Consider the following 25,349-nt stretch of genomic DNA (forward strand, 5'->3'; position numbering starts at 1 on the left):
CCACCACGGACCGCCTGGCTAGCCTGATGGTCCCTGACCAGCGAGAACGACACCATGGACGGCATGAGGAAACCGAACGCGCTCGCAGCCGGGTTCTACCTGCTGACCAACCTGGTGACCGGCATCTTCTGGTTCACCCTCTCCGCGGTGCTGCTCGTGGTCGGGTTCGCGACGTCGGTGCTGTGGGTCGGTCTGCCGATCCTGTGGCTCGCGATGAACGTGGTGCGCGGCGGCGCGACGATGGAGCGGGCGTGGGTCAGGGTCGCGTTGCGCGCGGACGTCCCCAGGCCGTACCGGGAGCAGCCGACGGGCACGCTCTGGCAGCGGTGGAAGCACCAGTTCACCGATCCGGCGACGTGGCGTGATCTCGGTTATCTGGCGCTCCTGCTGCCGGCGGGTGCGCTCGAGTTCGCCGCGGTGGTCGCCATCATCTCGGTGGTGGGCGCGTTCCTCGCGGTGCCGTTCTGGATCGGTGAGGCGCCGTTCGCGATCGTCGTCGGCGAGTTCTGGACCATCGACTCGTTCTTCTCCGCGCTGCCGGTGACGGCCATCGGGCTGGCGCTGATCCCGGTCGCGCTCATGGGCGTCCGGGCGCTGGGTTCGATGCACGGCAGGATGGCGCGCGCCTTGCTCGGGCCGACGCGGGCCGACGAGCTGGCGATCGAGGCGGAACGGCTGCAGTCCAGCCGGGCGCGGGGTGTCGAGGCGGCCGAGGCGGAGCGCCGGCGCATCGAACGCGACCTGCACGACGGCGCGCAGCAACGGCTGGTCGCGGTGGCCATGGGCCTGGGCCGGGCGAAGTCCAAAATGGACACGGACCCGGAGGGCGCGGCCGCGCTCATCGCCGAGGCGCACGCGGACGCGAAGCTCGCCATCAAGGAGCTGCGCGACCTGGCGCGCGGCATCTACCCGTCCGTGCTGGGCGACCGCGGCCTCGACGCGGCCCTCTCCGCGCTGGCCGCGCGCGTGCCGATCGAGGTCGAGCTCCAGGTGGACGTCGACCCGCGCCCACCGACAGCGGTCGAGAGCGCCGCGTACTTCACCGTCGGCGAGGCGCTCACGAACATCACCAAGCACTCCAACGCCACCAGGGCGACCGTGAAGGTCAACCGGGTCCAGGAGGGCGTGCTGGTGGAGGTCACCGACAACGGTCGGGGCGGCGCCGAGCTGAAGCCGGGCGGCGGTCTCGCCGGGCTGGCCGACCGCGCTGCCACGATCGACGGTGTGGTTGTCGTCGTCAGCCCCGTTGGCGGGCCGACCGTGATTCGAGCGGAGTTGCCGTGCGTGTGGTGATCGCCGAGGATTCGGTGCTGCTGAGGGAAGGCGTGCAGCGGCTGCTCGCCGACGAGGGCATCGACACCGTTGCCGCCGTGGAGAACGGCGACGACCTGCTCGACGCCGTGACCGAGCACCGGCCGGACCTGTGCGTGGTGGACGTGCGGATGCCCCCGACGTTCACCGACGAGGGCCTGCGCGCCGCCATCGAGGCTCGCCGCCGCCATCCGGGGCTGCCGGTGCTGGTGCTCTCGCAGTACGTCGAGGAGCGCTACGCCGTGGAGCTGCTCGCGGGCGGTGCGAGCGGGGTCGGCTATCTGCTCAAGGAGCGGGTCGCGGACGTGAAGGAGTTCGTCGACGCGGTGCGACGGGTCGCCGACGGCGGCACGAGCATCGACCACGAGGTGATCACACAGCTCATGGTGCGCAGCAAGAAGAGCCCGGTCGACTCGTTGACGCCGCGCGAACGCGAGGTGCTGGGGCTGATGGCACAGGGACTGTCCAACACGGCCATCGCCGGCACTCTCGTGGTGTCCGACGGCGCCGTGGAGAAGCACGTCGGCAACATCTTCGCCAAGCTCGGCCTGGAGCCGTCGAACTCCGAGCACCGCCGCGTGCGGGCGGTGCTCGCCTACCTCGACAGCTGAAGCAGGGTCAGTAACGGCCCTTCAGCGCCCGTCCGTGCGCCCGCGCGATCTCCCGGTTGGCGTCCCGCTTGGCGATGTCCTGACGCTTGTCGTAGGCCTTCTTGCCCTTGGCGAGGGCGATCTCGACCTTGACGTAACCGTCCTTGAAGTACATCTGCAACGGGATGAGCGACAGACCGGACTCCTTGGTCTTGCCGATCAGTCGCTCGATCTCGTGCTTGTGCAGCAGGAGCTTGCGCTTGCGCCGGACGTCGTGGTTCGTCCACGTCCCCGCGACGTACTCCGGGATGTGCAGCGCGTGCAACCAGATCTCGCCGTCGTCGACCTGGGCGAAGGCGTCCACGAGGGACGCCCGTCCCATGCGCAGGCTCTTCACCTCGGTGCCGACGAGCTGAATGCCCGCCTCATAGGTGTCCAGAATGGTCCAGTCGTGCCGAGCCTTGCGGTTCGACGCGATGGCCTTCTGCCCGCGTTCCTTGACCATGACGACAACTCTACGTGGTCAGCACAACCGTTAAAGCCGCACGTAGAGACGCAGTGTCACGTAGCCCGTCGTGGCCGAGATGACGATCGCGACGAGGAACAGCCACGGCGAGACTATGAGGATGTCCAGGTACCCGATCGGCGGGATGATGCCCGACTCGGTGAGGTTCCTGGTGATCCGGTCGAGGAAGAACGCCTTGAACAGCACCAGGCCGGCGACCGCGGACACCGCGCCGATGATGCCCGCGACGACCGCCTCGATGAGGAACGGCAGCTGCGTGTACCACCGGGTCGCACCGACCAGGCGCATGATGCCGACCTCGACGCGGCGGGTGAACGCCGACACCTGGATGGTGTTCGAGATCAGCAGCAACGCGGCGAACGCCTGGATGAGCGCGAGGATCAGGGCGACGTCGCGCAGACCGTTGAGGCCCTCGAAGAACCGCTCGAGGAACTTGCCCTGGTCGTCGACGCCCTTGACGCCGGGCTTGCCGTCGAAGGCCTTCTTGATGACGTCGGTGCGGTCCGGGTCCGTCAGCTTGATGCGGAACGTCGCCGGAATGGCCTCCGGCCGCGCGAGCTTGAGCAGCTCGGGCTGCGCCTCGAAGATCCGCTTGAAGCGCTCGAAGCCCTCGTCGCGGTTCTGGAACACCACTGTCTCGACACCGGAGGTCTGCTCGAGCTGGGAACGCAGACCCGCGCAGGGCTGCTGAGTGCAGTCCTTGTCGTTGGCGCTGACATCGTTGGTCAGCAGCACGGAGACCTCGAGCTTGCCCGCGTAGTTGGCCTGCATCTTGTCGACCATGCGGACGACGAGCAGGCCACCGCCGAGCAGCCCGAGCGAGATGGCGGTCGTGAGGATCATCGCGATCGTCATCGTGACGTTCCGGCGAAGTCCGGTGACGACCTCGCTGAACACGAAGCTGGTACGCATCGGGGGCGGGGTTCCTTGGGGGTCGGGGGTTAGGAGTGTTTAACGGCCGACGCCGTAAACACCGCGCGCGTCATCACGGACGACCTTGCCGTACGCCAGCTCCACCACACGGCGGCGCATCGAGTCGACGATGCCGTGGTCGTGGGTGGCCATGATGACCGTCGTGCCGGTGCGGTTGATCCGCTCCAGCAGCAACATGATGTCCTGGCTCGTGTCGGGGTCCAGGTTTCCGGTCGGCTCGTCGGCGATCAGCACCAGCGGCCTGTTCACGAACGCACGGGCGATCGCGACGCGCTGCTGCTCACCACCGGACAGCTCGGTCGGGAACCGGTCCTCCTTGCCGTCGAGGCCCACCAGCTGCAGCACCTCCGGCACCACCTTGACGATGGTGTTGCGAGGCTTGCCGATGACCTCCAGGGCGAAGGCCACGTTCTCGGCGACCGTCTTCGTCGGCAGAAGACGGAAGTCCTGGAACACGCAGCCGATGGACTGGCGCAGACGGGGGACCCTGCGCCGCGACATCTTGGCGACGTCGAAGTTGGAGACGTAGACGCGTCCCCTGGTCGGCACCTCTTCGCGCAGCAGCAAGCGCAGGAACGTCGACTTGCCGGACCCGGAAGGCCCGATCAGGAAGACGAACTCGCCCTTCTCCATCTCGACGGACACGTCGTCGAGCGCAGGACGCGTGGAGGTCTTGTAGACCTTGGAAACGTGTTCGAGACGAATCACGAGGCGCGAGTCTACCCATGGGCCGGGTAAAGCCCCCGTTCCGGTTAACTTCCGACCCCCGGAAGGGGCTCAGTCCCACCAGTTGAAGAGGGCGGCACCCAGCGTCTGCGGCCGCCAGTACCGGAGGTCGTTCGCGGACATCTCCGGCCAGGCAGCGGCGTCGAACGGCCCGTCCAGCTCGGCTTTCGAGTAGATCCGGTACTTCGTCTGGGCCGCCAGATCCGTGAGAACGGCCACCAGATCCGGTTCGTCGAGGAACGTCAGCGGCATCGTGCTCACGCTGCCGTGGGCGAAATCGATGACCCTCGGTTCAGCGAGGGTCATCCGCCCGTAGTAGCGCGTGCCCACAACCGCGACCGTCCGATCGCGGTACGTGAGCACGCCCTGGTGGAAGTTCGGGGTGTCGTACCGGGCGAGCCTGAACTCCGCCACCTCGCCACTCGTGCGACGGGCGAACTCGTGGACGAAGCCCCGGAACTCGCTTACGCCTGGCTCTGCTTGCGCCACCGGATGCCGGCCTCGAGGAAGTCGTCGATCTCCCCGTCCAGCACCGCGGACGGGTTGCCGACCTCGTGCTCGGTCCGCAGGTCCTTGACCATCTGGTACGGGTGCAGCACGTAGGAGCGCATCTGGTTGCCCCAGCTCGACCCGGAGTCCTTCAGCGCGTCGAGCTTCGCCTGCTCCTCCTGCCTGCGCCGCTCCAGCAGCTTGGCCTGCAGGACGTTCATGGCCGTGGCCTTGTTCTGCAGCTGCGAGCGCTCGTTCTGGCAGGACACCACGATGCCGGTCGGGATGTGCGTGAGGCGCACCGCCGAGTCGGTCGTGTTGACGCCCTGGCCACCGGGGCCGGACGAGCGGTAGACGTCGACGCGCAGGTCCTTCTCGTCGATCTCGACGTGGTCGGTCTGCTCGACGACGGGCACGACCTCGACACCGGCGAACGACGTCTGGCGGCGGCCCTGGTTGTCAAACGGCGAGATGCGCACGAGACGGTGCGTGCCCTGCTCGACACTCAGCGTGCCGTAGGCGTAGGGGGCGGTGACGCGGAACGTCGCGGACTTGATGCCCGCCTCTTCCGCGTAGGACGTGTCGAACACGTCGATGCCGTAGTTGTGGCGCTCGGCCCAGCGCGAGTACATGCGCAGGAGCATCTCGGCGAAGTCCGCGGCGTCGACGCCACCGGCCTCGGCACGGATGGTGACCAGCGCGTTGCGCTCGTCGTACTCGCCGGACAGCAGCGTGCGGACCTCCAGCGACGCGATCTCCTCGCGCAGCTTGGCGCGGTCGTTGTCGGCGTCGGCCTGGGCTTCGGCGTCCTCGGCCTCCTCCGCGAGCTCGTAGAGCAGCGGGAGGTCGTCGAGGCGCTCGCGCAGGCCCGTGACGCGACGCAGCTCGCCCTGCTTGTGGGAGAGCTGGCTGGTGACCTTCTGCGCCTTCTCCTGGTCGTCCCAGAGGTCGGGCTTCGCCGCCTGCTCCTCCAGATCCGCGACCGCGGCGCGCAACCCATCGAGGTCCATCACCGCCTCGATGCTCGAGAGCGTGGCGGAGAGGTCCTTGATGTCTGCTTCGACGTCCGGGTTCACGGCAAAAGATTACGCCAGCACCGGTCGTCGGTCGCGACCGGTGCTTCGCTGGCGCTCTCTTCTACGCGGTCGGGATCGCGTCGAGCAGCTTGAGAACGGCCTTCGCGTGAGCGAGACCGAACTCGGCCACCGCCTTGGCGTAGGGGTCCTCCGCAGTCTTGGCCGCGCTCTTCGCGCTCTCCTGCTCCTGACCGTACGTCGAGCGCGCGGTCGTGATCAGGGCCTCGCGCTGCTTCGCGGTCAGCGAGCCGGCGTGCACCAGGCGCAGGATGAGCGGGCTGCGGAGGTGGTCCGGGCCGGGCTCGGACAGCAGCCAGTTCTTGAAGGCCTTCTTGCCCGCCGCGGTGAGCACGTACTGCTGGCTGGACCGCGGTCCTTGCTTGCCGAGACGCAGCAGGCCCTGGTCGGCCAGCGCGGGCAGCTCGCGGTACACCTGGCTGCGGGTGACGCTGAAGAACGCGCCGAAGCGGTCTCCTGCCTCCGCAACCAACTGGCCACCGGTCTTGGGTCCGTCGTGCAGCAGCCCGAGCAGGGCGGCTGCGGTCGCATTCAGGTCTGACACAAAGACAACGTTCCCACGTCTGAGGGAAGCTGTCCACAATGGTCAGCCGTTCTGTCCACAGTGGCTGATCACCGGGCTAGTCCGATGGGCCATGCGGAGCAACGAAAAGTCTCGCTGAGTAAGCGGCAGTTTCCGCACCTCACGCGTTTGGCCGCTTGACCGTCCGTGTCCATCCCGGATGGAAAAACCCTTTCGCAGAAACGAAAGTCCCCCGATCTCACTCGATCGGCGGTACGGCTCTCACCGGCCGGAGCCACCCGAATGGACGGACGTGAGCCTTCGTCGCACGACCTGGTGATGTCCGCGCGCACCTCTTTCCCCAGCCTGCACAACCGGGAAAATGATCATTGCCGGACAGGCAGGCGGACGACACCACGGAGGTCGGGACGATGAACATCAAGTGGCTGGATCACAAGAAGGTGGCGGCGCACACGGTGGCGTGGATGACCGGAGGCATCCCGGAGCAGGCGGGCAAGGACGAGTGCATGGTGTGCGGCAAGCAGATCCGCAAGCACCGCACGGTCAACGGCGAGGGCCGGATCTGCTCCAGCATGCTGTGCGCGCAGTACTGGGCGGAGAACATGACCTGAACCACACCTGCCCCGAAAGGGCAGGTCGAGGTGACCTTGAATAAGCAGAAGGCCGGAACCTGACGGTTCCGGCCTTCTGTCCAGTAGCGGGGACAGGATTTGAACCTGCGACCTCTGGGTTATGAGCCCAGCGAGCTACCGAGCTGCTCCACCCCGCGCCGCTTCTAGCTTGTCTTGCTGTTGTAGGTAGAACTATACACCCCGACAAAACCCGATTTCACCACCCCCCACCGACCAGCATCCCCGCAGGTCACCGCGCGAAGTGGATGCCGCCGAAGCCGAAGGCCAGGCGGCCGGGGGTCCGGGGGCTTGCCCCCGGGGTGGGGTTTGGGGGCTCCGCCCCCAATGTGAAATGCGAAAAAGCCCTGTCTGCGTTCTGTGCAGACAGGGCTCTCCCACTTTGTAGCGGGGACAGGATTTGAACCTGCGACCTCTGGGTTATGAGCCCAGCGAGCTACCGAGCTGCTCCACCCCGCGTCGGTATGAATAGAACCTTACGCGGGGGGAGCAGCTGAATGCAAATCGGCCGGTCAGCCCGACGGAGTGGGGCTGGGAGCCACCGACGACTGGCCCGTCGGCGGCGGTGAAGCGGCCCCGGTGTTGTACTGCTTGAACCGCTTCGTCGCGTCGTCCAGGCGCTGGTACGCCTGGCCGAGCGCGGCGAAGTCACCGTTCGACTGCGCCTTCTTGATGTCGGACAGCGCCGAGTCGATGTCGTTGACCGCCTTCTGCAGGTCGGGGCTCAACGCCCCGTTGGTCGGCGGTGTCGTCGACGGCGGCGTGGTGGTCTGACCGTTGCCGTTGCTGTTGTTCGGCGGCGGCACGACCGACCCGGTGCCGCTCAGCACCTGTTCCAGCGCCTCACCCAGCGTCGACGCGTAACCGACCCGGTCGCCGTACCAGACGAGCACCTTGGACAGCTGCGGGTACGACGTGTTGTTGGACGCGCGCTCGATGTAGACGGGTTCGACGTAGAGCAGCGCGCCGCCCACCGGGAGGGTGAGCAGGTTGCCGTAGACGACGGTCGTCTTCTGCTGTGCCAGCAGGTTGAGCTCGCGGCTGACGTTGTCCGACGTGAGGAACTGCGTCTGGATCTGCTGCGGGCCCTTGGCGTCGGTGTTGAGCTGGAGCACGTTGATCTTGCCGTAGTTGTCCGGGTCGGATCCCACTGACACGTAGGCCGCCATGAACTCCCGGTTCTCGCGGACGAGCGGGCTGGTCAGCTGGAAGCGGACCTTGCTCGCGTCGGTCGGGTCACCGGCGAGGACGTAGAACGGCGGCTGGGCGTCCCTGCGCTTGCTCGCCGCGTCCTGCTGGGCCTGCGCCGTGGTCACGTTGTCGATCGTCGGGTCCTGCGGCGCCGCCCAGTAGGAGACACCCGAGTAGAAGTCCGACGGGGACTGCACGTGGTACTTCGACAGGATCTGCCGCTGGACCTTGAACAGGTCCTCCGGGTAGCGGAAGTGCTGGCGCAGCTCGTCGGACACCTCGCTGGCCGGCTTGACCGTGCCCGGGAACACACCCATCCACGCCTTGAGGACCGGGTCCTTCTCGTCGATCGCGTACAGGCTCACCGTGCCGTCGTAGGCGTCCACAGTGGCCTTGACCGAGTTGCGGATGTAGTTGATGGGCTTGTTGGCCTGCGAGGCGACCACGCCGTCCGCGGTGAGCGAGTCGTTCGTGGCGTCGCTGAGCTGGGTGCGCTGCGCGTACGGGTAGTTGTCGAGCGTGGTGTAGCCGTCGACGATCCACGTGATGCGGCCGTTGACGACGGCCGGGTACGGGTCGCTGTCCACGGTCAGCCACGGCGCCACGGCCTGCACGCGGTCGCGCGGCGTGCGCTTGAACAGGATCTTCGAGTCGTCCGCGATCGACTGGTTGAACAGGATGTTCCGTTCGCCGTAGTAGGTGGCGAACGCCAGCTTGTTGAACAGGTTGCCGATCGGGACACCGCCGGCACCGGTGTAGGTGTAGGACTTCGAGTCCGTGTCGTACTCCGCGGCCGAACCCTGCGGCCTGCCGCCGACGATCGAGTAGTCGTTCACGCCGAACAGCTCGCCGTAGTACGTGCGCGGCTGGTCGACCCGGATGCCGTTCTCGGCGTTGCGGACCGTGCCGTCCGGCGCGACCTCACCGGTCTTGAAGTCCGGGTATCCGCCGTTGGTCTGGTCGGCGTCGGCGTTGACCTTGTTCGCCTCGGCGTAGACGAAGCCGTTGCCGTGCGTGTAGATGAGGTGCTGGTTGATCCAGTCGCGCTGCCCCTGCGGCAGGCTGTCGAGCTTGAGCTCGCGAACGGCGACGATGTAGTCGCGCAGCTTCTCGTCCACTTTGTACCGGTCGACGTCGAGCTTGTTCGGGAACCCGTAGAACGGCCGCAGCTGCGTGAACTGCGTGAAGGTCCGCGACAGCACGGCGGGGTCGAGCAGGCGGATGTTGCCCAGCGTCGCCGCGTCGTTCGCCTTGATCTGGTCGTTGGTGACGGTCTGCTTGCCCTCGTACGGCTTCGTCGAGACCTTGTCGTCGGTCAGCCCGAACGACTGCCGTGTCGCCGAGAGGTTGCGCTTGATCGACTCGGCTTCCTTCTGGATGGCGTTCGGCTTGACCGAGAACTGCTCCAGCACCGCGGGCCACGCCGCGCCGACGAGCACGCTCGACAGCACCAGCAGGACGGTCGCGATGGCGGGCAGCTGCACGTTGCGCATGAACGCGCCGGCGAAGAACGCGACCGCGCAGAACACCGCGATGCACAGCAGGATCAGCTTGGCCGGCAGCACCGCGTTGAGGTCGGTGTAGCTCGCGCCGACGAACTTCTCGTTCTCGTGCAACAGCAACTCGTACCGGTCGAAGAAGTACGCGACCGCCTTCAGCAGCACGAACGTGCCGGCGACCAGGGCGAGGTGCAGCCGAGCCGGGCCGGAGAGCTGGCCACCGCGACCGGCCAGCCGGATGCCGCCGAACAGGTAGTGCGCGATCACCGAGCCGATGAACGACACCGCGGTCGTGATGAACAGCCACGACAGCAGCCACTCGTAGAACGGCAGCTTGAACGCGTAGAAGCCGATGTCGTGCCCGAACTGCGGGTCCGTGACGCCGAACGGCTGGGCGTTGAAGAAGAGCTGGACGAACTGCCAGTCAGCCTGCGCCGACGCACCCGCGATCAACCCGATGAACACCGGGATCCCGATGGCGAACAACCGCATCCGCCGCATCACGACGGTGCGGTAGCGGGCCACCGGGTCGTCCGGCCCGGAGACCGGCACGAACACCGGCCGCGACCGGTACGCGAGGTACAGGTTGAGGGCGACGACGCCGCCCACCACGACCCCTGCGGCCAGGAACAGCCCCAGCCTGGTGAGCAGCACTGTGCTGTAGACGTTGCGGAAATTCACCTCGCCGAACCACAGCCAGTTCACGTAGGTGTCGAGCAACCGCGATCCCATGATGAGACCGAACAGGAGCACAACACCTACGATGAGCAGGATTCGGCTGCGTCGGGACAGTTTCGGCAGTCCGACTGGAGGCCGTGTGGCCACGAGGCACGCTCCTGGATCGCGGAATTTCAATACGTACGTTTAGTCCAACTCTACGGACGACGCCCTGGGTTCCCGTGAAGCCGACGGTCTTACGATGACACGCGTGTCAGCGAGTGAAACGCCAGCGGTCATCCTCCCGACGGTCGCCCGCGAGGTAGAGGAGTTCGTAGCGGCAGGCGGCTGGGAGCAGCCCCCGCAACTCTTCGCCCTCGTGGCCACCTCAGACCTGATCGCCCAGCAGCCGGAGCTGCGGTCCCAGCTCGACCCGGAGTCGTCCCCGCTGACGCCGATCGCCCAGGACGCGCTGGAAGGCGACCTGGGCGACGCGCTGGCCGGCATCGAGTGGCCGCCGGCCGTCACCGGCTGCGCGCTGGCCCAGGAGATCGTCGTCCTGCCCCCGGAGGCGGAGACCGAGCTGAGCCACGGGGACCTCGACGACGAGGCGGCCCGCAGGTTCGCCGCCGAACACCCGGCCCGCCGCGAGGCGCGCCTGGTGGCCGCGGTGCTGCGCGACGGCTCCGTCTCCTGCGTGCTGCGGCTGCGCGGGACGGTCGAGGTGCCGGAGGAGGTCGTCGAGCACCCCGAGCTCGCGCCCAACCTCACCGACGCCCTGCTCGCCACGCTGCGGCCCTAGTCGTCACGCCTCCAGGCTGGCACAACCCCGGCACGTGATCGCGCCGGGGTTGTGATCTCTCGTGTTCGCGGTCAGCGGACAACAGCCGGGAGCCGACGCGTTCCGGACTGATGCACCGCAATCCGGGTGTCGGCTTGCCCACTCCGGAATTGCGATGCACTGCGGCTCGTCGATTCACGACCTGCCCGGGCTGTCAGCAGCTGGGCGTGTCCTTGCCCGCGTTGAGCGCCTCCAGCGACGACACCGCGTCCTTGAGGTTCTCGACCTTGATCAGCTTCAGGCCCTCGGGAGCCTGCTGCTTCGCGTCCTGGCAGTTCGCCGACGGCACCAGGAACGTCGTCGCGCCCGCCTCCTTCGCCGCCACCATCTTGAACGCGATGCCGCCGATCGGCTTGACCGTGCCGTCGCCGGTGATCTCGCCGGTGCCCGCGATGGCCTTGCCGCCGTTGAGCTCTCCCGGCGTCAGCTTGTCGACGATCGCCAGCGCGAAGATCAGGCCGGCGGACGGGCCGCCCACGTCGGACAGGCTGATCTTGATCTTGAACGGCACGTCGGCGCGGTCGACCGGCGAGATGCCGATGAAGCCCGCCGGGCGGCCGTCGTCGCGGGTGCCGAGGGTGATCTGGGTCGACTTCGAGGTGCCGTCCTTCTCGAAGGCCACCTCGATGTGGTCGCCCGGCTTGGTGTTCTCCAGCGCGGCGCTCACGTCGGCCGAGCTCTGCACCTGCTTGCCGTTGACCGAGATGATGCGGGCGCCGAGCGGGATCACGTTCTCCGCGGGGCTGCCCTTGGTCACCTGGTTCGCGATCACCTTGCCCGGATAGCCGAGGTAGTGCAGCGCGGCGACCTCCGCGGAGGTCTGGGACTCGCTGAACGCGAGCTCGTTGTTCTTCTGCACCTCCTCCTCGGACTCACCCGGCTTGAAGAACTCCTCGCGCGGTGCGAGGGCGTAGCGACCGGACAGCCACAGGCTGAGTGCGCCGAAGAGCGACACGTCGTCGGTGAGCGAGACCGTGGTCATGCGCAGGGTTCCGCCGGTGGGGAACGTGTTCTGGCCGTCCACCGAGACCACGTCGGTGTCCTTGACCTTGCCGAGCACGTCGTAGGTCGGGCCGGGACCCAGCGCGACGTACGGGACTCTGGCGAAACCGCCGAGCAGTCCGAGTGCCGCCACCACTAGGAAGCTGATGATCAGCGTCCACGTCCGGCGGGTCAGTCCGCGCTCCCTCGGCGGGGGCGCGGGCGGGGGTGCGGTCGTGACGGTTTCACTCACGGCTGAACAGCGTACGACCATGTGGATCCGCGTACGGTAGAGGCATGAGTGACGTGCCGTTCGGGTTCAGCCCGCACGACCCCGACGACAAGAGCGGGAAGCCGGGAGACAACCCGTTCGACTTCAGCCAGCTGGGCAACATGCTGAGCCAGCTGGGCGCGATGCTGAGCAGCGCCGGGTCGTCCAGCGGACCGGTGAACTACGACCTCGCCAAGCAGATCGCGTTCCAGCAGCTGTCCTCGACGACGACCACGATCGGGTTCGCCGCCGACCAGTCGAGCGCGGTCACGGACGCCGTGCACCTGGCCGAGATGTGGCTCGACCCGGTCACCTCGCTGCCCGCCGGCACCCGCACCACGCAGGCGTGGACCGCCCGCGACTGGATCGAACGCACCATCCCGACCTGGCAGCGCCTGTGCGATCCGGTCGCGCAGCGCATGTCCACCGCGTGGGTCGAGGCGATGCCCGCCGAGGCGAAGCAGGCGGCCGGTCCGCTGCTGTCGATGCTCGGCCAGATGGGCGGCATGGCCTTCGGGTCACAGCTGGGCAACGCTTTGGCGCAGCTTGGTGCCGAGGTCCTCACCTCCACCGACGTCGGCCTGCCGCTCGGTCCCGAGGGCACGGCGGCGCTGCTGCCCGCGAACATCGAGAAGTTCACCGAGGGCCTGGAGCGCCCGGCCTCCGAGGTGATGGTGTTCCTGGCCGCCCGCGAGGCCGCTCACCAGCGCCTCTTCACGCACGTGCCGTGGCTGCGGCAGCGCCTGCTCGACACGGTCGAGGAGTTCGCCAAGGGCATCAAGGTCGACACCTCCGCCCTGGAGCAGCTCGCGGGCCAGATCGACCCGTCGAACCCCGCCTCGATCGAGGAGGCCATGGGCTCGGGCCTGCTCGAACCGCAGACGACCCCGGAGCAGAAGGCCGCGCTGACCCGTCTGGAGACCCTCCTCGCCCTGGTCGAGGGCTGGGTGGACGTCGTGGTCGACGCCGCCGTGGCCGACCGCCTGCCCGGTGCCCCCGCGCTGCGCGAGACGCTGCGCCGCCGCCGCGCCTCCGGCGGCCCGGCCGAGCAGACCTTCGCGACCCTGGTCGGTCTCGAACTGCGGCCCCGCCGGCTGCGTGCCGCCTCTGCGCTGTGGAAGCTCATCGGCGACCAGCACGGCGTCGAGGTGCGCGACAGCGTGTGGGACCACGCCGAGCTCATCCCGTCCGCCGAGGATCTGGACGACCCGCTGGAGTTCGCCGAGCGCCTGACCAACACCCGCAAGGCTCTCGAGGACCCGATCGCCGAGCTCGAACGCACGATGCGCGCGGACGAGGGCAAGCCCGAGGACGACAAGCCCGAGCAGAGCTGATCGATCTTCCGAACAAGTCTCCGGGTTCGGCGGCCGCTCCCAGAAGCCACCTGAACGAGTGACGGCACGCTCTTCGCGAGCACACCTCACGCCTGAGCAAACGCGAAACGCCCGACGAGCACACCCTCGCCGGGCGTTTTTCGCGTAGCGGGGGCACTCAGTCCTCGGACAGTCCCAGGTCCGCGGCGGCCGAGATGCCCTCCAGGTAACCCATGGCCCGCTCGGACTTCGGGTAGCGGTGCACCCACTCCCAGAAGTCCTTGCCGTGCCCTGGCACGAGCAGGTGCGCGAGCTCGTGCACCAGCACGTAGTCGAGCACCCACGGTGGCACCTCACGCAGACGCTCGGACACGCGGATCGTGCCCTCGGTCGGCGTGCAGGACGCCCAGCGCGTGCGCATGGGCGGCACCCAGCGCACGCTGACGGGGTCGGCGAGCGCGTCCAGGTACCGCGCCGACAGCTCGGCACAGCGCGCCATCAGCGCCTCGTCCGACGTCCGCGCAGGGGATCTCCTGCGCGTCTCGCTGCGCTGGAGGCGGCTCAACATCTCCGCCACCCAGTGCTTCTCTTCCCCCTTGGTCATCCGTGCCGGCAGAAGGACGACGACGGTGTCGCCCTCCCGGTACGCGCTGACCATGCGGCGGCGCCGGGGGCTCCGCCGCACCTCCACCCGCGGTTCGGCCATGCAGTCACCGTAAACGTCGGCACCGACAATTTTCGGCCCCCAACCGGCCGCACGCCCGCACCCGGCGGGTGAAGTTCCACCGAACGGCGGCTGGACACGCGCGGAATCGACATGCGCGGATTCGCGGCCGCGCCCAGGTACCTTCGCGCCAAGGTCCCCGAGTGTGTCCGCACTCACAACTGCAAGGGAGGGGCTGTGGCCGAGAAGTACAACGGCTACTGCGTCAAGTGTCGGGAGAAGCGCGACTTCGACGGCAAGGTCGAGGAGACCAACGGCCGGCGCATGGCGAAGGGCACCTGCCCAGTCTGCGGCACGAAGATGACGCGGATCCTCGGCAAGGCCAAGGTTTGACGTTTCCGCTGGCAGGGGGCGTCGCCCCCTGCCAGTCTTTCCCATGTGGACATCAGACCTCGCGTACGTGCAGGACTCGCCGTGGTGCGCCGCGGCCCCGGCGTCGTGCAGGTCGGCACCGACCCGAAGCACGCCGTGGTGATCGACTCGCTGCCCGAGGCGCTCATCGACGAGCTGATCATCCTCGACGGCCGCCACACCGTCGCTGAACTGGGTGAAAGACTGAAAGAACGCGGCGAGGACCCCGATCAGCTGACCGACGTTCTCGTCTCGCTCGAAGAGGCGGGCCTGCTCGACACCGGCTCCCCCGCGAAGGGCGCGACGGCCGCCGTGCACGGCGCCGGACACCTTGCGCTTTCAATTACTTCGCTTCTAGCTGAATCAGGCGTGCGCCTGGCGCATCACGCGGACCTGACGGTGCTGGCGGCGACGCAGGTGCCCGATCCGACCCTCGTGAACGCACTCATGGCGTCGCGCACGCCGCATCTGGCCGTGCGCGTGCGTGAGGGCGTGGGCATCGTCGGGCCGTTGGTCCTGCCTGGTCGTTCTTCCTGCCTCAACTGCGCGGACCTGCACCGCGCCGACCAGGACCCGGCGTGGCCGGTCATCGCGACGCAGCTCGTGGGCAAACCGGCGTCCTCCGACGTGCTGTACGCGTCGGGCACGGCAGCGCTGGCCGTGGTGCAGATCCTGGAGTCGTTGATCTACGTCCGCACCCGCGACCTGGCCCCGCCGCCCGTGCTCAACGCCACTCTCGAACTCGACCTGGTGGCGGGAGTTGCTGAGAGGCGAAGCTGGTATCCGCACCCTGACTGTCAGTGCTCCGCACATAACATGGCCGAGTGACCGAGATTCCGCGCAAGGCCGTGCAGCGCACCGCCAAGCTGGCGAGCCTCCCGCTCGGGGTGGCCGGCCGGGTGGTCGGTGGCTGGGGGAAGCGACTGACCGGACGCGCGGCCGACGAGGTCAACGCCGAGGTGACGGCCAAGACCGCGGAACAGGTCTTCGCGGTGCTCGGCCAGCTCAAGGGCGGCGCGATGAAGTTCGGCCAGGCGCTGAGCGTCTTCGAGGCGGCCGTCCCGGACGAGCTCGCCGCCCCGTACCGCGAGGCCCTCACCAAGCTGCAGACCGCGGCCCCGCCGATGCCCGCCCGCACGACCCACCGCGTGCTGGCCGAACAGCTCGGCGCGTCCTGGACGAAGCGCTTCCAGTCGTTCGACGACGAACCGGCCGCGTCGGCGTCCATCGGCCAGGTGCACCGCGCGGTGTGGCACGACGGCCGCGACGTGGCGGTGAAGGTCCAGTACCCCGGCGCCGACGAGGCCCTGCGCGCGGACCTGAAGCAGCTGCTGCGGTTCTCCCGGCTGCTGCAGGCGATCATGCCCGGCACCGACGTGCGCCCGCTGCTGGAGGAGCTGCGCGACCGGTACCTGGAGGAGCTCGACTACCGCGACGAGGCCGCCAACCAGCGCACGTTCGCCAAGGCCTTCGAGAACGACCCGCACGTGCTGGTCCCGCGCGTCGTCGCCTCGGCGCCCAAGGTCATGGTGACCGAGTGGACCTCCGGCGTAGGGCTCTCGACGATCATCCGCGAGGGTTCGGTGGAGGACCGCGACCTGGCCGGCCAGCTCCTGGCCGAGTTCCACTTCTCGGCCCCGTCCCGCTCCGGCCTGCTGCACGCCGACCCGCACCCCGGCAACTTCATGCTGGGCGACGACGGCCGCCTGCGCGTGATCGACTTCGGCGCGGTCGCCCGCCTCCCCGACGGCCTGCCGAAGACCCTGGGCCTGATGACCCGCCTGGCCCTGGACGGCAGGTCCGCCGACCTGGTCGAGCTGCTGCGCACCGAGAACTTCATCCGCGAGGGCATGGCCCTGAACGGCGACGACGTCCTCGGCTACCTGGCCCCGTTCGTCGAGCCGCTGCGCGCCGAGTCGTTCCACTTCACCCGCCGCTGGCTGCAGTCCCAGGCCGAACGGGTGGGCGACCTGCGCAGCCCGGACTCGCAAACGGGCAGGTCCCTGAACCTCCCGCCGCAATACCTGCTGATTCACCGCGTGACATTGGGCGCGACGGGCATTCTCTGCCAGTTGGACGCCCATGTGACCGCACGGGAAATCGTCGCCCGCTGGCAACCGGGATTCGACGACTAACTCGTCCGAGTGAACCCAGTCTGAGTTGTCCACAGGTTGGCTCTCACCCCGGTTCGCCGTCGCCCCAGTAGGCCACGATGGACCACATGACCCCCATCGCGACCACCACTGACCTGCGCAAATCCGGCCTGTCACCACGCGAGATCCGGCGTCACTGCACGCCGGCCGGCCCTTGGCAGCAGCTGCTTCCCGGCATCGTCCTGCAGAAGCCGTCGCCACCCTCCCGCCTGGACCGGCTGCGCGCGGTCCTGTTCTTCGCGGGCCTGGATTCCGTGATCACCGGAGCGGACGCGCTGACCCGGCAAGGCGCCGTGCTGCCCCTCCCCCGGCACATTCACGTGCTGGCGGGAAAGAACATCCGAAGAGCGCATCCGGGCATTCTCATCGAACGCACGACCCGTCCACCGGCCGTCGTGCACCGCCACGGCCTGCGCCTGGCAACCCCGGCCAGAGCCGCGCTGGACCTGGCCCGCCGCGAAACGAACCCGCGTGCGGTCGTGGCGATCCTCGACGCGGTGGTGGACGCGCGGTTGTGCTCGCCCGGCGAGCTGCACGAGGAGCTGCAGCTGGGCAGCCGACGGGGATCGGCGCTGGTCAGACAGGCCTTACGCCACCTCTACCCGCGCGGCGGTCCGACGGCCGCCTGAACGCTGGGCGCGACTCGTCCAACCGACGAGCGCAGCCGCACACCAGGCCTGGGCTGAGGCCTGGCGCCACAAGGGCATCGCGGAAACGAGACTCGCGACTTCACCGGGCGCCGAACGGGAGGCACCGAACCCGCCGCCTAACGATCGGGTGTGGAACGCGGAGTCAGGCCACAAGCCGAACGGAAGACACCGAACCCGCCGCCCTAGCGGTCCGGCGTGAAACACGGGACCCGGCCACAAGCCGAACCGGAGACACCCGAACCCGCCGCCCTACCGATCCGGCATGGAACGCGGAGTCAGAACACAAGCCACTCAGCCGAACCGAACCGCACGCCCCGGTGCAAGACGCCGAACCCGAGCGCAAGCCACGCGCCCCAACCCGAGGTGCACCAACCTGATCAGGAGCGTGAAACCCAGCCCCAGGCCAACGCCAACCCGAGCGCCTGAGCCTCACCAACCCGACCAGGCACCTCACCAACCGAGCCGCGCGCCTCACCAGCCCGAGCCTCACCAACCGAGCCGCGCGCCTCATCATCGCGAGCCCTGCGCCTCATCACCGCGAGCCCTGCGGCGCACCAACCCGAGCCTCGCGTCTCATCAACCTGAGGCCCGAACCAGCGCCAACCCGAGCCCCGAGCCAGCGCCAACCCGAGCCGCGCGCCTCACCAACCCGACCGGGCGCCTCACCAACCCGACCGGGCGCCCGGCGCCTCACCAGGCCCAAATCCAGCGCATCCCAAGCCCAACCGGTACCGGTCACCGCCAGTACTCGTCCGGCAACTTCCCCTCGATGTCACGCACGTGCGCCTTGGCGCACACGTGACACAACCACCGAATCGACCCACCGGTCCGTTCAGACGACCAGGCCAGGAACTCCAGGTCGGAAACGGAGGCACGCAGCCGGCCACATCTGTGGCACGCCGTCATCGGCGCCGTCCGAGGTGGACGGTGTCGGTCTCCAGCAGGAACACATCCTCCCGCGCACCGACGTACTCGGAGTCGGAGGGGTTCAGCAGCCGGCGCAGCGCGTCGCGGTCGGCCGGGTGCAGGTAGGGCCCGGTGATCTCGGCGAGCCAGGTCAGGCGGTCGACCGCCCATTCGCGGACGAGCTGCTTCGAGGGTGCCGGGTGGTCGACGACGAAGCTGAAGGCGCTGATCTCGCCCAGGCCCGCGTCGGCCAGGGCGACGTTCCAGCCGACGGGCAGGCGCACGGAGCCGGTCATGTTCTCGCGCATCGACACGAACCACTCCGCGCGGGCCGCGGCCATGCGGTCCTGCAGGCCCGGTTCGCCCACGCCGAGGTCCCACGGCAGGAAGCGGGTTTCGAGGCCGCCTTCCGCCAGGGCCAGCCAGCCGCCGGGTGCCAGTGCGGAGACCAGGCGGCGCAGGCCGCGCAGCTGGTCGGGGAGGTGGTGGATCACCCGCGAGCCCCAGATGAGCTCGACCGGGCCGGCGAACGACAGCGGGTCCTCGGTGGTGAGGTCGGCCAGCACCGGTTTCACCGACACGGCGCCGTCGGCTTCGGCGCGCGCTGCGGTGCAGGCTGCGTCGAGCAGTTCGGGGGTGGCGTCGACAAGGACGAGGACGCCGCCGCCGTGTTCGCGCAGCGCCGAGACGAGCGGCACGCTCATGGAGCCCGCGCCGCAGCCGACGTCCATGACGACCGGCGAGTCGGGCAGCAGCCCTACGAGTCTGCGGGCGACGACCGACAGCGCCTCGGCCTGGAGTGAGCCGTAGCGCCTCATCGCGTGAAGCCTGGCGGACCAGTCGATCCCGTCGTGGGTGTGGTGCGGCACAAATGCAAACGGTACGGAGGAACGGCCGAGGCCGCCATCCACCTTCTCGTGGATGACGGCCTCAGCTCGGGACTGTCAGAGGTCGAAGCGAGCCGCTCTGCGACCGGCCCATCGCGACAACCTGCGCCAACGTTGCGCTGACGCGAGGCGGTTCGCCAGGCGTTGCTCTTCAGCGAACCTCTGGGCTTCTTGTATTCGTATTCGCACGAGTTCTTCGTTCAGAGACATGGGTGTCAGGCCCTCGTTCAGGTAGGTGGGGAACGCGCTGTTGCTGGTCACGGTGTTCACGCCGCCGCCTCCGTCTTGTCGGTGGTGACAACAGCTGCCGCGTCCTTGCGCGGACGGCCGCGGGGCCGCTTCCGCGCGATCACGACACCGCGCTCGAAGATCTCTCCACCCCAGACGCCCCACGGCTCGTGACGGGCGAGCGCGCCGGCGAGGCACTCCGCCAGCACCGGGCAGGTCCCGCAGAAGGACTTCGCCTTCTCGAGGTCGGCCGGCGCGTCAGCGAACCAGAGGTCGGGGTTGTGGGTGCGGCAGGGCAGGTCGAGCCCCTCCGCGAGGTCCGGAAGTGTCTCGCCGGTGAGCGGGACAGTCGCGGTCAACATCAGGGTTTTCTCCTTGTGTGGGGTACTGCAAAAACACGAAGGCCGCGGACTCTGTGCGAGTCCGCGGCCTTCGTGAGCCTGGTGGTCCTTCGACCCCCTATGGGGTCGGCAGGAGCCTTCTCACTTGATGCGCGGACGGCGCATTCGTGTAGTTGTGAACGTCATCGATGACCGGCAGCACGATCGGCTGCTCGCTGCCCAGCGCGATGCCGCGCAGAGCGGTGCCCCGCAGAGCGGTGCCGCGCTCACGACCCAGCAGTGCCACTGGCTTCAGGGCAGACTTCTGCCACATGGCCTGAGCGGCTGCGGACGTGCAGAGGCCCTCGGACACGGGGAGGCCGAGCGCGCGCGAAGTCGTGAAGAGCTTCACAACGGCCACCTCCTCCAAGAGAGCTCTGCTGTAGAGAGCTAGTAGTAGTTCTTCTTCCCCAGACGGGTCCTCCGGACCCGGCATGAGCAGGTTATGACCCCGTCCCACGGGCTCGCAACCTATTTAACGAAACTTGTCCCGATCAGGTGGCGGAGTACCCGACACCGGCCCGGACCAGGCCCAACACGTCGTCGCCGAACTTATCAAGCTTCGAGGCGCCGATGCCCGAGATCGCCACGAGTCCGGCCGAATCCGTGGGTCGCTGCTCCGCGATCGCCATCAGCGTCGCGTCGGTGAAGACGACGTACGCGGGCACCTTCAGCTCCCGCGCCCTCGCCGCACGCCACTGACGGAGCGACTCGAGCAGTTCTTCGTCCACATCGGACGGGCAGGACTTGCAGCGTCCCAGCTTGACGGCCTGCGCCTCGACCAGCGTCGCGGCGCACACCCGGCAGGTCGGCTTCTCCTTCTTCATCAAGGGAGGCCGCTGCGCGCCGCCAGATACTCGGGCGGCCGGGTGGTTCTCGGGCACGAGGCTGTAGAGGAACCGCGACCGGCGGCGGTACTTGCGGCCACCGGCGGCGCGCGACAACGCCCACGAGAGCCAGAGGTGCTCTCGCGCGCGCGTGACTCCTACATAGAGAAGGCGGCGTTCTTCTTCGACCTTGGCCTCGTCACCGTCGGCGTACTGGATCGGCATCGTGCCCTCGACCAGCCCGACGAGGAACACGGCGTCCCACTCCAGGCCCTTCGACGCGTGCAGCGACGCGAGCGTCACGCCCTCGACGGTCGGCGGGTGCTGCGCCTCGGCCCGCACGTCGAGCTCCGCGCAGAACCGCGGCAGGTCGGCGCCGGGCACGGCCCCGACGAACTCCTCGGCGAGCTCGACGAGCGCGAGCAGCGACTCCCAGCGCTCGCGTGCGGAGCCACCGGTCGGCGGCTCGTCGGTCAGCCCGACGCGCGCCAGCACCGAGCGGACGACCTCGGGCAGGCTGCCGTCGAGATCGCCCGCCGCGCGCAACGCGATCATCGCCTGGCGGACCTCGGCCCGCTCGAAGAACCGCTCGCCCCCGCGCACCAGGTACGGGATGCCGTGCGACGCGAGCGCCTGCTCGTACACCTCGGACTGCGCGTTGACGCGGTAGAGGATCGCGATCTCGGAGGCCGCGACACCCTCGTCGAGCAACGTCTTGATGCGCAGCGCGACCGAGTCCGCCTCGGCCGGCTCGTCGTCGAACTCGTGGAACCGCGGCGCCGGACCGTCCGGCCGCTGGCCGACGAGCTTGAGCCGCGAGCCGGCGGGACGGCCGCGCGCCCACTTGATCACGTCGTTCGCCAGCGCCACGACCTGAGGCGTCGACCGGTAGTCGCGCTCCAGCCGCACGACGACGGCCTCGGGGAACCGCCGCCCGAAGTTGAGCAGCGGCTGCGGGGAGGCACCGGCGAAGGAGTAGATGGTCTGGTTCGCGTCGCCGACCACGGTCAGGTCGTCGCGACCGCCGAGCCACGCGTCGAGCACGCGCTGCTGCAGCGGCGTCACGTCCTGGTACTCGTCGACGACGAAGCAGCGGTAGCGGTCGCGGAACTCCTGCGCGACCTCCAGGTTGTCCTCGAGCGCGGCGGCGGTGTGCAGCAGCAGGTCGTCGAAGTCGAGCAGCTGCGCCTCGTTCTTGAGCTGCTCGTACATCGCGTAGAGCTTCATGATCTGCTCGGCGGGCGCGGGAATGTCGCGCGCGGCGCGAGAGGCGGCCGCCGGGTACGCGTCCGGCGTCAGCAGCGACGACTTCGCCCACTCGATCTCACCGGTGAGGTCGCGCAGCGCGTCGGCCTCGGTCGGCAGCCCCAGCCGGGACGCGGCCCGGCCAACGACGCGGATCTTCTGGTCGATCAGCTCCCACCGCGGGCCGCCGATGACCCGCGGCCAGAAGTACCGCAGCTGGCGGGACGCGGCGGCGTGGAACGTCACGGCCTGTGCGCCGTGCACGTCCAGAGAACGCAGACGGGTGCGCATCTCCCCCGCGGCACGCTTGGTGAACGTGACGGCGAGGACCTGCGACGGAGCGACGTGACCGCGTTGGCACAGGTAGGCGATGCGGTGGGTGATCGTGCGGGTCTTGCCGGTACCGGCACCCGCGAGCACGCACACCGGGCCGCGCGGCGCCTCGACCGCTGCGCGCTGTTCCGGATCAAGACCCTCCAGCAACGCCTCCATGCCAGGCAGTCTCGCAGATGGCCGATGCAACGCTGAGACCAGCGCGCCGTATCCTGGTGAGCATGGCTGGTAAGCAGGACAAGGCGGCTGCCAAAGAAGCGGCGAAGGCTCGTCGCGCGGCTTCCCGCGAACGGCGCAAGCAGATCTTCGAGGCGTTCAAGATGCAACGCCGCGAGGACAAGGCGCTCGTTCCGCTGATGCTGGCGGCGCTGCTCGGCGTCACCGCGATCGCCGTGGTCCTGGGCCTGGTCCTGAACGCGGTCTGGATGTTCGTGCCGCTGGGCGTCGCGATCGGTGCGCTGCTGGCCGTGATCATCTTCGGGCGCCGCGTGCAGAGCAACGTCTTCCGCAAGGCCGACGGCCAGCCCGGCGCCGGCGCCTGGGCGCTGGAGAACCTGCGCGGCCGCTGGCGCGTCACGCCCGCCGTCGCGGGCACCACGCAGCTCGACGCCGTGCACCGCGTGCTGGGCAGGCCGGGCGTCGTCCTGGTCGCCGAGGGTGCGCCGCAGCGCGTCAAGCCGCTGCTCGCGCAGGAGAAGAAGCGCATCTCCCGCGTCGTCGGCGAGACCCCGATCTACGACTTCATCATCGGCTCCGCCGAGGGCCAGGTCCCGCTGAAGAAGCTGCAGTCGACGCTGATGAAGCTGCCGCGCAACATCACGACCGCCCAGGTCGACGCGCTGGAGACCCGTCTCGCCGCGCTGTCGAGCCGTGGCGCCGCACTGCCCAAGGGCCCGATGCCCCAGGGCGCGAAGATGCGCAACGTGCAGCGCACGCTGCGCCGTCGTTGAACCAGTCCTGACCAGCGGAAAGGCCCGTCGCACAGCTCGTGCGGCGGGCCTTTTCGCGTTGCTTCAGGGCTAGCGGACCTTGATGACGACGGTGCCCGCCGCCTTGTCGTGCAGGCACCGGCCGTCCGCGTCCCAGACCAGCGCCGGGATCAGCGGGAAGATCAGGATGGTGCGCAGCAGCGCGCGGGGCAGGTGCACGAACGCCTTGCCGTCGATGCGCGCCACCCGCAGCCCGAACAACGCGTGCCCCGGCGTGAACCCGAAGAACGCCACCGCGACCACGGTGATGACGAACCAGGCCAGCAGGCTCCAATTGCGCGGCAGTTCCGGCCGGGTGAACAGCCCGGCGACGAGGGCCGCCAGCAGGAAGTCGACGAGAATGGCCAGCGTGCGCCGCCCGATGGAGGCGATGGAACCCGGCCCTTTCTCCGGGAAGCCGTGCCGCTCACCCCGCCAGCGCTGCTGCTTGCCGTCGTTCGACTCGTCGCCCGGTTCCAGCACCGAGCGCGGTCCCGACAGCCACGAACCGGTCCACCTGCTCACCCCACCAGAGTAAGCCTGTGAACATCGGGTGAGGATCGGCAGGTCGTCTTGCCCCCTCAGACGGCCCCGTTAACACTGGCGAAACATCCGAGTGACGGACGGGCAACACCGCCGACATACGGTCGCTCGCGATGACCAGCCGTTGTCCATAGTCAAGGAGTCGACGAGGGTGTTCAAAAATTCCGACGAGGTGCTGAAGTTCATCTCCGACGAGGGCGTCAAGTTCGTCGACGTGCGGTTCAGCGACCTGCCCGGCGTGATGCAGCACTTCACGCTGCCGGCCAAGGCGTTCGACGCCGACGCGATCGAAGAGGGTCTCGCCTTCGACGGCTCCTCCGTGCGCGGCTTCCAGTCCATCCACGAGTCGGACATGCTGCTGCTGCCCGACCTGTACACCGCGCGTCTCGACCCGTTCCGCATCGAGAAGACGCTGATCGTCAACTTCTTCGTGCACGACCCGTTCACGCGTGAGGCGTACAGCCGCGACCCGCGCAACATCGCGCGCAAGGCCGAGCAGTACATCACCGACTCGGGCATCGCCGACACCGCGTACTTCGGTGCCGAGGCCGAGTTCTACATCTTCGACTCGATCCAGTTCGACACCACGGCGAACGGGTCGTTCCACAAGATCGACTCCGAGTCCGGCTGGTGGAACACGGGCCGCGAGGAAGAGGGCGGCAACCTCGGCTACAAGGTCAAGTACAAGGGCGGCTACTTCCCCGTCACGCCGACCGACCACTACGCGGACCTCCGCGACCAGATGGTCCTCAACATGGAGGCGAACGGCTTCTCGGTCGAGCGCGCTCACCACGAGGTCGGCACCGCGGGCCAGGCGGAGATCAACTACCGCTTCAACACGCTGCTGCACGCCGCCGACGACCTGATGCTGTTCAAGTACATCATCAAGAACACCGCGTGGCAGGCCGGCAAGACCGTCACGTTCATGCCGAAGCCCCTCTTCGGCGACAACGGCTCGGGCATGCACACCCACCAGTCGCTGTGGAAGGACGGCGCGCCGCTGTTCCACGACGAGAGCGGCTACGCGGGCCTGTCCGACACCGCCCGCCACTACATTGGCGGCATCCTGCACCACGCGCCGTCGCTGCTGGCCTTCACCAACCCGACGGTGAACTCCTACCACCGCCTGGTCCCCGGCTACGAGGCCCCGGTCAGCCTGGTCTACTCCCAGCGCAACCGCTCGGCGTGCGTCCGCATCCCGATCACGGGCAACAACCCGAAGGCCAAGCGCATCGAGTTCCGCTGCCCCGACTCGTCCGGCAACCCGTACCTCGCCTTCTCGGCGATGGTCATGGCGGGCCTCGACGGCGTGAAGAACAAGATCGAGCCGCCGGCCCCGATCGACAAGGACCTCTACGAGCTCCCGCCCGAGGAGGCCCGCGACGTCAAGCAGGTCCCGGCCTCGCTCGACGCGGTGCTCGACAACCTGGAGGCCGACCACGAGTTCCTGCTCGAGGGCGGCGTGTTCACGCCGGACGTGATCGACACCTGGATCTCGTTCAAGCGCGAGCAGGAGATCGACCCGCTGCGTCTGCGCCCGAACCCCTACGAGTTCGCGCTCTACTACGACGTGTGATCGA

At 68.5% G+C, this 25,349-nt stretch carries 25 protein-coding genes and 2 tRNA genes; 11 read left to right on the forward strand and 16 right to left on the reverse strand.

The window, feature by feature from the left end:
* Nucleotides 1–54: 54 nt before the first annotated feature.
* The gene (locus tag ACWEIJ_RS43085; RefSeq protein WP_449843088.1) at nucleotides 55–1,293 is read left to right on the forward strand and encodes a sensor histidine kinase; all 1,239 of its coding nucleotides are present in this window, start codon (nucleotides 55–57) and stop codon (nucleotides 1,291–1,293) included.
* Entirely contained in the window at nucleotides 1,281–1,922 is a 642-nt protein-coding gene (locus tag ACWEIJ_RS43090) for a response regulator transcription factor (protein ID WP_449843089.1), read from the forward strand. Before ACWEIJ_RS43085 ends, ACWEIJ_RS43090 begins: the two co-directional genes overlap by 13 nt.
* A 7-nt stretch (nucleotides 1,923–1,929) precedes the next feature.
* Here the strand turns inward: ACWEIJ_RS43090 and smpB are convergent, their stop codons facing one another.
* The 6 genes from smpB to ACWEIJ_RS43120 all read right to left on the reverse strand — a co-directional run bounded on the left by smpB (nucleotide 1,930) and on the right by ACWEIJ_RS43120 (nucleotide 6,213).
* Nucleotides 1,930–2,406 carry an SsrA-binding protein SmpB gene (gene smpB / locus ACWEIJ_RS43095; protein ID WP_204764515.1) on the reverse strand — a complete coding sequence of 159 codons (477 nt, stop codon included), beginning with the start codon at nucleotides 2,404–2,406 and terminating at the stop codon, nucleotides 1,930–1,932.
* Between the two features lie 30 nt (nucleotides 2,407–2,436).
* The gene (ftsX, locus tag ACWEIJ_RS43100; protein WP_449843090.1) at nucleotides 2,437–3,339 is read right to left on the reverse strand and encodes a permease-like cell division protein FtsX; all 903 of its coding nucleotides are present in this window, start codon (nucleotides 3,337–3,339) and stop codon (nucleotides 2,437–2,439) included.
* A 39-nt stretch (nucleotides 3,340–3,378) separates the two neighbouring features.
* Nucleotides 3,379–4,068: a cell division ATP-binding protein FtsE gene (gene ftsE, locus ACWEIJ_RS43105; RefSeq protein ID WP_086666930.1), complete on the reverse strand. Its 690-nt coding sequence runs from the start codon at nucleotides 4,066–4,068 to the stop codon at nucleotides 3,379–3,381.
* 69 nt (nucleotides 4,069–4,137) lie between these two features.
* The gene (locus ACWEIJ_RS43110) at nucleotides 4,138–4,500 is read right to left on the reverse strand and encodes a hypothetical protein (RefSeq protein ID WP_449843091.1); all 363 of its coding nucleotides are present in this window, start codon (nucleotides 4,498–4,500) and stop codon (nucleotides 4,138–4,140) included.
* A gap of 50 nt (nucleotides 4,501–4,550) precedes the next feature.
* On the reverse strand, nucleotides 4,551–5,651 hold the full coding sequence (prfB, locus tag ACWEIJ_RS43115) for a peptide chain release factor 2 (protein ID WP_449843092.1): 1,101 nt from the start codon (nucleotides 5,649–5,651) through the stop codon (nucleotides 4,551–4,553).
* Between the two features lie 61 nt (nucleotides 5,652–5,712).
* A complete protein-coding gene (locus tag ACWEIJ_RS43120; RefSeq protein WP_449843093.1) occupies nucleotides 5,713–6,213 on the reverse strand; it encodes a PadR family transcriptional regulator in 501 nt (166 codons plus the stop codon).
* A gap of 389 nt (nucleotides 6,214–6,602) precedes the next feature.
* Between ACWEIJ_RS43120 and ACWEIJ_RS43125 the strand changes: the two genes are divergently transcribed.
* Complete coding sequence (locus ACWEIJ_RS43125) at nucleotides 6,603–6,803, forward strand: hypothetical protein (RefSeq protein WP_030470381.1); 201 nt, start codon at nucleotides 6,603–6,605, stop codon at nucleotides 6,801–6,803.
* A gap of 84 nt (nucleotides 6,804–6,887) precedes the next feature.
* On the opposite strand, the gene ACWEIJ_RS43130 is transcribed toward ACWEIJ_RS43125, so the two are convergent.
* The 3 genes from ACWEIJ_RS43130 to ACWEIJ_RS43140 all read right to left on the reverse strand — a co-directional run bounded on the left by ACWEIJ_RS43130 (nucleotide 6,888) and on the right by ACWEIJ_RS43140 (nucleotide 10,336).
* Nucleotides 6,888–6,961, reverse strand: a tRNA-Met gene (locus tag ACWEIJ_RS43130).
* A 245-nt stretch (nucleotides 6,962–7,206) separates the two neighbouring features.
* A tRNA-Met gene (locus tag ACWEIJ_RS43135) sits at nucleotides 7,207–7,280 on the reverse strand.
* A 53-nt stretch (nucleotides 7,281–7,333) separates the two neighbouring features.
* Complete coding sequence (locus ACWEIJ_RS43140) at nucleotides 7,334–10,336, reverse strand: UPF0182 family protein (RefSeq protein WP_449843094.1); 3,003 nt, start codon at nucleotides 10,334–10,336, stop codon at nucleotides 7,334–7,336.
* Nucleotides 10,337–10,430: 94 nt separating this feature from the next.
* Here ACWEIJ_RS43140 and ACWEIJ_RS43145 point away from each other — a divergent pair, with 94 nt between their 5' ends.
* Complete coding sequence (locus ACWEIJ_RS43145; RefSeq protein WP_449843095.1) at nucleotides 10,431–10,970, forward strand: PPA1309 family protein; 540 nt, start codon at nucleotides 10,431–10,433, stop codon at nucleotides 10,968–10,970.
* A 193-nt stretch (nucleotides 10,971–11,163) separates the two neighbouring features.
* On the opposite strand, the gene ACWEIJ_RS43150 is transcribed toward ACWEIJ_RS43145, so the two are convergent.
* On the reverse strand, nucleotides 11,164–12,243 hold the full coding sequence (locus tag ACWEIJ_RS43150; protein WP_449843096.1) for a YlbL family protein: 1,080 nt from the start codon (nucleotides 12,241–12,243) through the stop codon (nucleotides 11,164–11,166).
* A gap of 44 nt (nucleotides 12,244–12,287) precedes the next feature.
* Here ACWEIJ_RS43150 and ACWEIJ_RS43155 point away from each other — a divergent pair, with 44 nt between their 5' ends.
* Nucleotides 12,288–13,595 (forward strand): zinc-dependent metalloprotease, encoded by a 1,308-nt coding sequence (locus tag ACWEIJ_RS43155; protein WP_449843097.1) that lies wholly within the window; start codon nucleotides 12,288–12,290, stop codon nucleotides 13,593–13,595.
* Between the two features lie 157 nt (nucleotides 13,596–13,752).
* On the opposite strand, the gene ACWEIJ_RS43160 is transcribed toward ACWEIJ_RS43155, so the two are convergent.
* Entirely contained in the window at nucleotides 13,753–14,280 is a 528-nt protein-coding gene (locus tag ACWEIJ_RS43160) for a M48 metallopeptidase family protein (RefSeq protein ID WP_449843098.1), read from the reverse strand.
* Nucleotides 14,281–14,475: 195 nt separating this feature from the next.
* Here ACWEIJ_RS43160 and ACWEIJ_RS43165 point away from each other — a divergent pair, with 195 nt between their 5' ends.
* The 4 genes from ACWEIJ_RS43165 (at nucleotide 14,476) to ACWEIJ_RS43180 (ending at nucleotide 17,431) form a co-directional block, all read left to right on the forward strand.
* Nucleotides 14,476–14,631, forward strand: a complete 156-nt coding sequence (locus ACWEIJ_RS43165; protein WP_169774275.1) for a DUF5679 domain-containing protein — start codon at nucleotides 14,476–14,478, stop codon at nucleotides 14,629–14,631.
* A 45-nt stretch (nucleotides 14,632–14,676) separates the two neighbouring features.
* A complete protein-coding gene (locus ACWEIJ_RS43170) occupies nucleotides 14,677–15,477 on the forward strand; it encodes a hypothetical protein (RefSeq protein ID WP_449843099.1) in 801 nt (266 codons plus the stop codon).
* Nucleotides 15,474–16,784 (forward strand): ABC1 kinase family protein, encoded by a 1,311-nt coding sequence (locus ACWEIJ_RS43175; protein ID WP_449843100.1) that lies wholly within the window; start codon nucleotides 15,474–15,476, stop codon nucleotides 16,782–16,784. The genes ACWEIJ_RS43170 and ACWEIJ_RS43175 overlap by 4 nt, the downstream gene beginning before the upstream one ends.
* Nucleotides 16,785–16,870: 86 nt before the next feature.
* Nucleotides 16,871–17,431, forward strand: a complete 561-nt coding sequence (locus ACWEIJ_RS43180; protein WP_449843101.1) for a type IV toxin-antitoxin system AbiEi family antitoxin — start codon at nucleotides 16,871–16,873, stop codon at nucleotides 17,429–17,431.
* 923 nt (nucleotides 17,432–18,354) lie between these two features.
* Here ACWEIJ_RS43180 and ACWEIJ_RS43185 read toward each other — a convergent pair.
* From ACWEIJ_RS43185 to ACWEIJ_RS43200, 4 genes are all read right to left on the reverse strand, one after another.
* Complete coding sequence (locus ACWEIJ_RS43185) at nucleotides 18,355–19,176, reverse strand: class I SAM-dependent methyltransferase (protein ID WP_449843102.1); 822 nt, start codon at nucleotides 19,174–19,176, stop codon at nucleotides 18,355–18,357.
* 335 nt (nucleotides 19,177–19,511) lie between these two features.
* Nucleotides 19,512–19,835 carry a WhiB family transcriptional regulator gene (locus tag ACWEIJ_RS43190; RefSeq protein WP_355437185.1) on the reverse strand — a complete coding sequence of 108 codons (324 nt, stop codon included), beginning with the start codon at nucleotides 19,833–19,835 and terminating at the stop codon, nucleotides 19,512–19,514.
* 97 nt (nucleotides 19,836–19,932) lie between these two features.
* Nucleotides 19,933–20,205 carry a hypothetical protein gene (locus ACWEIJ_RS43195; protein ID WP_449843103.1) on the reverse strand — a complete coding sequence of 91 codons (273 nt, stop codon included), beginning with the start codon at nucleotides 20,203–20,205 and terminating at the stop codon, nucleotides 19,933–19,935.
* A 142-nt stretch (nucleotides 20,206–20,347) separates the two neighbouring features.
* Entirely contained in the window at nucleotides 20,348–22,417 is a 2,070-nt protein-coding gene (locus tag ACWEIJ_RS43200) for an ATP-dependent DNA helicase UvrD2 (protein WP_449843104.1), read from the reverse strand.
* A gap of 62 nt (nucleotides 22,418–22,479) precedes the next feature.
* Here ACWEIJ_RS43200 and ACWEIJ_RS43205 point away from each other — a divergent pair, with 62 nt between their 5' ends.
* A complete protein-coding gene (locus ACWEIJ_RS43205; protein ID WP_449843105.1) occupies nucleotides 22,480–23,208 on the forward strand; it encodes a DUF4191 domain-containing protein in 729 nt (242 codons plus the stop codon).
* Nucleotides 23,209–23,277: 69 nt separating this feature from the next.
* Here the strand turns inward: ACWEIJ_RS43205 and ACWEIJ_RS43210 are convergent, their stop codons facing one another.
* Nucleotides 23,278–23,751: an RDD family protein gene (locus tag ACWEIJ_RS43210; protein WP_449843106.1), complete on the reverse strand. Its 474-nt coding sequence runs from the start codon at nucleotides 23,749–23,751 to the stop codon at nucleotides 23,278–23,280.
* A gap of 169 nt (nucleotides 23,752–23,920) precedes the next feature.
* Here ACWEIJ_RS43210 and glnA point away from each other — a divergent pair, with 169 nt between their 5' ends.
* Nucleotides 23,921–25,345: a type I glutamate--ammonia ligase gene (gene glnA, locus ACWEIJ_RS43215; protein WP_449843107.1), complete on the forward strand. Its 1,425-nt coding sequence runs from the start codon at nucleotides 23,921–23,923 to the stop codon at nucleotides 25,343–25,345.
* Nucleotides 25,346–25,349: the final 4 nt, after the last annotated feature.

The organism is Lentzea sp. NPDC004789 (assembly GCF_053601075.1).